Source organism: Mesorhizobium sp. M0189, assembly GCF_040322135.1.
Taxonomy (GTDB): Bacteria; Pseudomonadota; Alphaproteobacteria; order Rhizobiales; family Rhizobiaceae; genus Mesorhizobium.
Window position 1 is genome coordinate 1 of the sequence record NZ_JAMYSW010000051.1, and the last position, 5,475, is coordinate 5,475.

Annotated in this window: 10 protein-coding genes and 2 pseudogenes; 9 read left to right on the forward strand and 3 right to left on the reverse strand. The window is 58.3% G+C overall.

From position 1 onward, the window contains the following. Window positions 1–110: 110 nt before the first annotated feature. Window positions 111–446 (reverse strand): co-chaperone GroES, encoded by a 336-nt coding sequence (groES, locus tag NKJ09_RS32310; RefSeq protein WP_352485014.1) that lies wholly within the window; start codon window positions 444–446, stop codon window positions 111–113. A gap of 382 nt (window positions 447–828) precedes the next feature. After that, a complete protein-coding gene (locus NKJ09_RS32315) occupies window positions 829–1,965 on the reverse strand; it encodes a redoxin family protein (protein ID WP_352708773.1) in 1,137 nt (378 codons plus the stop codon). A gap of 522 nt (window positions 1,966–2,487) precedes the next feature. On the opposite strand from NKJ09_RS32315, the pseudogene NKJ09_RS32320 reads away from it, so the two are divergent. The 9 genes and pseudogenes from NKJ09_RS32320 to NKJ09_RS32360 form a co-directional block, all read left to right on the forward strand. Beyond that, window positions 2,488–2,532, forward strand: a pseudogene (locus NKJ09_RS32320) (hypothetical protein); the annotation flags it as partial. Between the two features lie 13 nt (window positions 2,533–2,545). Further along, on the forward strand, window positions 2,546–2,746 hold the full coding sequence (locus tag NKJ09_RS32325) for a hypothetical protein (RefSeq protein WP_352764770.1): 201 nt from the start codon (window positions 2,546–2,548) through the stop codon (window positions 2,744–2,746). Next, window positions 2,746–2,919 (forward strand): hypothetical protein, encoded by a 174-nt coding sequence (locus NKJ09_RS32330; RefSeq protein WP_245278771.1) that lies wholly within the window; start codon window positions 2,746–2,748, stop codon window positions 2,917–2,919. The genes NKJ09_RS32325 and NKJ09_RS32330 overlap by 1 nt, the downstream gene beginning before the upstream one ends. A gap of 237 nt (window positions 2,920–3,156) precedes the next feature. Next, on the forward strand, window positions 3,157–3,291 hold the full coding sequence (locus NKJ09_RS32335) for a hypothetical protein (protein ID WP_023722620.1): 135 nt from the start codon (window positions 3,157–3,159) through the stop codon (window positions 3,289–3,291). Between the two features lie 135 nt (window positions 3,292–3,426). Next, window positions 3,427–3,765, forward strand: coding sequence for a type II toxin-antitoxin system RelE/ParE family toxin (locus NKJ09_RS32340; protein ID WP_352485010.1), 339 nt, complete (start codon window positions 3,427–3,429; stop codon window positions 3,763–3,765). Beyond that, on the forward strand, window positions 3,762–4,115 hold the full coding sequence (locus NKJ09_RS32345; protein ID WP_023722622.1) for a helix-turn-helix domain-containing protein: 354 nt from the start codon (window positions 3,762–3,764) through the stop codon (window positions 4,113–4,115). Before NKJ09_RS32340 ends, NKJ09_RS32345 begins: the two co-directional genes overlap by 4 nt. Before the next feature lie 82 nt (window positions 4,116–4,197). Then, window positions 4,198–4,416 carry a type II toxin-antitoxin system VapB family antitoxin gene (locus tag NKJ09_RS32350; protein ID WP_352485009.1) on the forward strand — a complete coding sequence of 73 codons (219 nt, stop codon included), beginning with the start codon at window positions 4,198–4,200 and terminating at the stop codon, window positions 4,414–4,416. Between the two features lie 65 nt (window positions 4,417–4,481). Continuing rightward, the gene (locus NKJ09_RS32355) at window positions 4,482–4,646 is read left to right on the forward strand and encodes a hypothetical protein (RefSeq protein ID WP_352764767.1); all 165 of its coding nucleotides are present in this window, start codon (window positions 4,482–4,484) and stop codon (window positions 4,644–4,646) included. Then, window positions 4,633–4,773 (forward strand): hypothetical protein, encoded by a 141-nt coding sequence (locus NKJ09_RS32360; protein ID WP_023722625.1) that lies wholly within the window; start codon window positions 4,633–4,635, stop codon window positions 4,771–4,773. Before NKJ09_RS32355 ends, NKJ09_RS32360 begins: the two co-directional genes overlap by 14 nt. 193 nt (window positions 4,774–4,966) lie before the next feature. Here NKJ09_RS32360 and NKJ09_RS32365 read toward each other — a convergent pair. Then, window positions 4,967–5,354 (reverse strand): annotated as a pseudogene (locus NKJ09_RS32365) (MFS transporter); the annotation flags it as partial. Window positions 5,355–5,475 lie beyond the last annotated feature (121 nt).

The window sequence follows — 5,475 nt, forward strand, 5'->3', positions numbered from 1 at the left end:
TTGCGGCCCTTGGGGCCGAGCGTGACCTTCACCGCGTCGGCGAGGATGTTGACGCCGCGCAGCATGCGCTCACGAGCGTCGCGGGAGAATTTTACGTCTTTGGGCATTTTTTAGCTCCGAAGGTCTGTGGAAGAGGCGAACTGGATTTCGGCGGTCAGAATGATGCCCATAATGTCGGATTCCTTCATGATCAGAAGGTCTTCGCCATTGAGCTTCACTTCGGTGCCGGACCACTTGCCGAACAGGATGCGGTCGCCAGCCTTCACGTCGAGCGGAACAAGCTTGCCCGCCTCGTCGCGCGCGCCGGAGCCGACGGCGACGATCTCGCCTTCCTGCGGCTTTTCCTTTGCGGTGTCGGGAATGATGATCCCGCCGGCGGTCTTCGCTTCGGAGTCGACGCGGCGAACGACCACGCGGTCATGCAGCGGCCGGAAATTCTTTGCCATTTTTGGATGTCCTTGGTGCGGATGTTGAATGGTGTTCCGTTGCCGGAGCGTGCGAGTGCTATCGTGGCGCTGAGACAGGCGGTCGGCTGCGTCCCCGTCTTCCCCGCCTGTGGGTGCAGGTGGATCGGTGGGCAGCGTCGAGCTGGCTAGTAACCTTTTTTCATGTTCCAAGCATTACTCCAGTGCCATCTTTGACGGGTCCGGGAGACCCGCAGCGGCAGTATGTTTTGGTGAGGTGATCAGGGGACGTCGTCTTCTCCTTGGTCAGTCACGTGTTTGCGGATGACGGCGAGGCTGGGCTGGACGCCTGGGCCGGCTATTTGCACAACCACGCCAGGAAAGTGGACGAATTGACCAGTAAGGCATTCCGACACGCCCCTTCTTAGGTTTGCTCCTCGGCCACCCCATTGACGTTGGGAGAATCCTTTTGCGGAGCTACACAGATAGTGCCGTGACAAACCTTCTCACCCTTGTAGTTGGCCAGAGCCTGCAGCAACTCCGGTAGAAGGTGCTGTTTCAGGTCGTTCGAGATAGGCTCCGGACCGTCCAGCACCTTAAGTGCCTGCTCGACCAACTCGATCGCGCGATCTTTGTTGCCGCTCTCATGATAGTACTGAGCGACCATCGGATAAGACATGAACTTAGAGCCGTGGCCTTGCGGCAGTGCCACGATGTGTTTAGACAGCTCTTCGCCCATCGCAAAGCGCTCAGCAGACGGAAAGCCCGCATAATCAAAGCACGGCGCGAAGAGTAGGAATAGCCCATAATATATCCAGTGCTCGGACTCTCTGTTGATCGCGTCGCGAACGAATTGGCGCATTTCGGGCAAGCCGGCCTCCATGTCGCGCATTTTGTGAAGCAACAGATGCGCAAGACTCACGCGGAAATATAGGTTGTCTGGCATCAAGGCGACGCCCTCCTCGATTGCCGAGCGCGCCGTCTTCCAATCATTTGTCTCCATCGCCGCCCGATATCTAGCCTTGATCGGCTTCGTCAGCGCTTGTTCGCGCGCTTTGGGTTCGCCTTTCGCGATCCGCTCCCTGTCGGCGGCTTTCGCTTGATCGCTGGCGCGCCAGCTGCCGTTGAGCACCTTCGGCAAAACTTCATCGAGTTCCGTCGGGCCACCAATAAAGGCGATGTGGCCGTCTCGGTCGACCACGAAACTGGTCGGAATCCAGCAAGAAAAGCTGGGCTCCATCCAAAGCTTTTTCATTTCGCCTGTGGAGTCGAACGCCATCCGAAAGTTCAGATTCGAGAACTTTTCGGTCAACCACGCGTCCAGATTGCTGCGGGCCTCATCGGCCGTTGGAGCGTCTTCACTAGCCGCGACTCCGATGATCTCAACGCCGCTGTCCCTGTATTTCTCCTGCAACTGCATCAGATGAGGCATCGCGTCCACACATGGGCCGCACGAAGTTGCCCAAAATTCGACGATGTATACTTTCCCGGGCTCGAAGCTGCTGAGCGGCTCGCCACGCAGCCAGGTTTCCACTTGAATCGAAGGGGCCGGGGACTCCATCTGCAAGACCGGGTGCTGTCCAAAGTTATTTCCAAAGGGTAAGGTTGTCGGCACTCTGGTTTCCTTCCTAGAGAGGCACGGGTTGGGGGGAAGAGGAGCCTCTGGTTGCTCCCTTATTCGTGCAAGGGCCATGCCAGCGAGCTCAGCGCGCACATGCTTTGGAAAAACCTCCCGGTGCCCCAGATGACCGGTTGTAATGCACCTGATATTTTTGCCATTGTTTGTTCTGAACCTGTCATATTGTCTGCCGCTGTCAGGTTTTGGACACGCTTCGCGCCGCCCGAAAAGCGTGGCCCGTCCCCGAAGCGCCAAGGCCATAAGGACGCGCGGCAGGCAGCCTCTGCCCGTCCCGAGGGAATTCGCCTCAGTGACATTGGTGGGTTGGCTCGCCGCTAACAGTTTTGAAGAGGAGGATGAACAAAGCCCCCGGCGAAGTGTGAGCCAGCCTAATCGACCGACACTGCGGGTATGCTCCAAGCTACACAGTGATGTAAAGGGCGCTACGCGCTTGGAGCTACACACATGACGCTGAACATTCGCAATCCGGAGGCCGATACTCTCGCTCGGGAGCTTGCGCGCATTGACGGCACAAGCATCACCCGATGCTGTGATTGTCGCCCTGCGGGAAACCATGCGCAACCGGATGAACAAGGAAAGCCCGATAGAAACGGCGCAAAAGACACTGGCTAAGCACGGCCTGTCTTTCAGCCAGGTCGAAAGCCGGTTCCACCGGAGGCCTATCACGAGCTCGACCATGATCTCAACAGGTGGTGACGAATAATGTTCGTCGATGCATGTGCGATCGTCTCGATGATGGCGGCGGAGGACACGGCCGACGCCTATGAAGCGGCGCCGCTCGATGCGGCTCGCCGTTCACATGACACTTGCTGCCTAGGAAGCCATCATCGTGCTTTCACGGCCGGATCAGTTGAATTGCGCCTACAAAGCGGCTGAGGCGGTCGTCGTCGAATGGCTCGCAGCACCAAAGATTCGGCTCTGCGAGCCCGGTTCGCCCCGACACGTCCTGTCCTACGCGGTCGCTGTCGCCGGACAGCACGGCATAGCAAAGCGGCGCCTCAGCAAGTTCGATTGCCCCTACGCCTATTCCAAGGCGATGCACTCGCCGCGGCTCACGCTGGACCACCTTTTGCTTCAGACAGACGTGGCGACCTTGCCAAAAGGATCAGATGAATGACCGTCTTCGAAAAATCGACTGAACTGCCGGAATTGACCGGGGTCGTTGCCGCCGAGCAGGTAGCCGATCAGCCGTCCCTGTGGTCGACGGGAAGCACGTTTTGCATGTCAGCGGCCATTTGCAGCGCCTGAGAGCTCGTTGCGGGGCTGATTTCCAAATCCAGAGGATAAGGATAATCGATCGGTTGGAGGCGTCGTTTCGGTAGATCGGCCATTGACTCTGCCCACCGCTGGCTCATATATAACCCATTGGGTTATAGGAAGTGCATGCAGACCGTCGCCGAGACACCATTGTTCATCAGGCAGGCGGCGGAGCTGTTTAGCGACGATGAGCGGAAGGAACTGATCGACTTTCTCGCTGCCAATCCGCAGGTGGGTGATGAGATTCCAGGTACCGGTGGCGTTCGAAAGATGCGGTTCGGCGCCAAAGGCAAGGGTAAGCGCGGTGGCGCAAGGGTCATCTACTACTGGTACAGCGATGACGCACCGATCTACGCGCTGTTGGCGTACGGCAAGAATGAAAAGGTCGATCTGAAGCCGGACGAGGCAAAAGCGGTTGCAGCCTTCGCCAAGGCGATTAAGGCAGCGAACAGGAGCAGGACATGAGCGAGATGACAAAATTCGGCGCTGATCTGATCCAGTCTATGTCGGAAGCTCTGGCGCACGCGCAGGGTAAGGACGTTCCCGGTATCAAGGTGCACAGCGTCGATGTTGGCGCGGTCGACGCCAAAGCCATCCGCAAGAAGCTCGACCTGACACAGGATGAGATGGCGACCGTGCTGGGAACCAGTCCATCCGGCTACAAGAAGTGGGAGCAGGGCAAGCGGCAGCCAAGCGGCGCGGCCCGTACACTGCTTCGCGTCATGGACCGGGAGCCTGAGGCGGTGCTGCGTGCTCTAACGCCCAATGATACGGAGGCCAACCTCAACAACAAAACTCCTGCAGCCGCGCACTGAGCAGGGGAGGGGAGGGCCGCTTTCAGAGCCCCGACGCCTTGGTGAGATTGACCCGGAACCACCGCCTACGCGCGATGGCCGAGTGGAAGGCTATCGCGGCTCAAAATTGCTTGATTATCTTGCCCTGTTCTCCGCTCGCCCGCTCGCCAACAATCCGGAGGCCGATACTCTCGTTCGGGAGCTTGCGCGCATTGACGGCACAAGCATCACCGATGCTGTGATTGTCGCCCTGCGGGAAACCATCCGCAACCGGATGAACAAAGGAAAGCCCGAGAGAAACGGCGAAAAAGATTCTGGTTAAGCACGGCCTGTCTTTTCAGCCAGGTCGAAAGCCGGTTCAACCGGAGGCCTATCACGAGCTCGACCATGATCTCACAGGTGGTGACGAATAATGTTCGTCGATGCATGTTCGATTGCTTCCACTACGCCTATGCCAAGGCGATGCGCTCGCCGCTGCTCACGCTGGACGAGCTTTTGCTTCAGACAGACGTGGCACCTTGCCGAAAGGATCAGATGAATGGCCGCCTTTGAAAAATTGACTGAACTGCCGGAGTTGACCGGGGCCGTTGCCGAGCAGGTAAGCGAGCACATGGCCTTGATCGCGCGCGGCGAGGAGCTCGACCTTCCATGGCGTAGACTTCGCGTCCTTATCGACTAGGAGCTTGTGGAAATAGTAACACCGGCGCTCTTGGGCGGTTCTCTTCGGGGGAGTCGGACAAGCCTTGGCTGGTCAGAGAAAGGAACGCAGTTTATGCGCGGTTGAGTGGAGCCGAAGGCCAGAAAGGGGGCCTGGGAGTGAGCCTAGGCCCCTTCGCGGCGGGTTGGCATCGGCTGACAGCTTCATCATGACGTCACCTCGGAGGACGAGAAGCGATTGTTGACGCACGGGTACGAGCTGCCTCGGTCGTTCGCTCGATCGAAAGGACTGTGTGTGGAGGAAGCTCTCCATCGTGCAAGGCGAGAGGCTGCTGGGCTGCTTCCTTGTCCGCTGCCGTGAGCCGATGATTCAGCCGAAGAAAGTCCATCCAGGTTGGCGTGCGAAATGTCTCTGTCCAAAGTGAAGGCGTTTGGAGGTTGCGCTGGAGCGTCCAGTTTCGCGCACCGGCGCGGCTAAGAGCGTGGCGCTTTGCACGCATGCAGGAAGGCGTCGGTATTCTTTTCGGATATGCAATAGTCGATTTTGGTGACGATAGGGCCACTCCTTGGCTTCAGATTGAGTGCCAGCTCCGGTGCGCGAAGGGACTGTCGGGAATTCTATGCGCGAGGCCATGATGATGGAAAGGAGAGAATCATCGCATGGCTATTGAGAAGGAACTTCTGGACCAACTGCTTGCCGGCCGCGATCCGAATGAGGTGTTTG